The sequence below is a fragment of the Parvimonas sp. M20 genome (assembly GCF_035282425.1).
In the GTDB taxonomy this organism is placed as follows: Bacteria; Bacillota; Clostridia; order Tissierellales; family Peptoniphilaceae; genus Parvimonas.
In genome coordinates this window covers 1-721 of sequence record NZ_JAYKBQ010000054.1, presented here as the reverse complement: position 1 = coordinate 721, position 721 = coordinate 1, and the positions used below count along the sequence as shown (strand labels likewise).

The following is a 721-nucleotide window of genomic DNA, read 5'->3' as shown; positions in this document are numbered from 1 at the left end:
ACTCGCCGATAGTCTTCTGCGTCAAACCGCCGCGCTCAATTGCCACAGTGTAGAAGTGCGCCGACAGGTTCTTCTCAATAAGCTTCAGGCGTGCATCCGATTGTCCAGACGAGGCAAGAGTCTCCGACACAAGAAGATTGGCATCATCAATATATCCCTGCAGCTTTGCGGCCACGGGAATATCCAAAAAATCCGCCAGTTCTTGAGTGGTGACCCTTGCCATCATCTCGTCCTTACTTGGCCGCAGGCTTCGCAGGAGTAGCAGGCGTCTTGGGCTGCTCGTCCGTCTTGGTTTCCGTCTGGGCAGTACTCTTGGGAGCTTCGAACTTGTCCTTGAACATTTCGTACTGCACAGGCGTCAACTCCACCGTGACGTCCTCATCACCCTCACCACCGGTAAGCGTAACGACTTCGCCATCCTTGACGAACGAATGCTCCATACCCTTCTTGAGGGTATAAGCCTGCGTCTTCTTGACCTGATCTTCGGTTTCGTCTGCCATCTTATCCTCCATGATATGTGGTGGGGATGCTTCCACTCACCCCCACCTTCCCTAAGCAGGTTACCCTGCCTGGAGAATACCCGACTGTTGCCAGCCATTCGACCGGATCTGCGGAAGCATGATCGCGATGATCTTGAAGTTGTGCTGGAAGCCGCCATGCGACTCCCACTCCACCATCGTCGGCTGGATGCCGTTGATCATGCGCAGAACGTCCGAGGTCA

General features: G+C 54.6%; 2 protein-coding genes. Both read right to left on the bottom strand.

Translation table 11 applies throughout. The annotated features are described in order from the left end of the window. The coding region (locus VJI93_RS08320) for a hypothetical protein (RefSeq protein ID WP_324009249.1) at nucleotides 1-226 on the bottom strand (226 nt) is incomplete at its 3' end. A gap of 7 nt (nucleotides 227-233) precedes the next feature. Then, entirely contained in the window at nucleotides 234-500 is a 267-nt protein-coding gene (locus VJI93_RS08315) for a hypothetical protein (protein ID WP_324009248.1), read from the bottom strand. Nucleotides 501-721 lie beyond the last annotated feature (221 nt).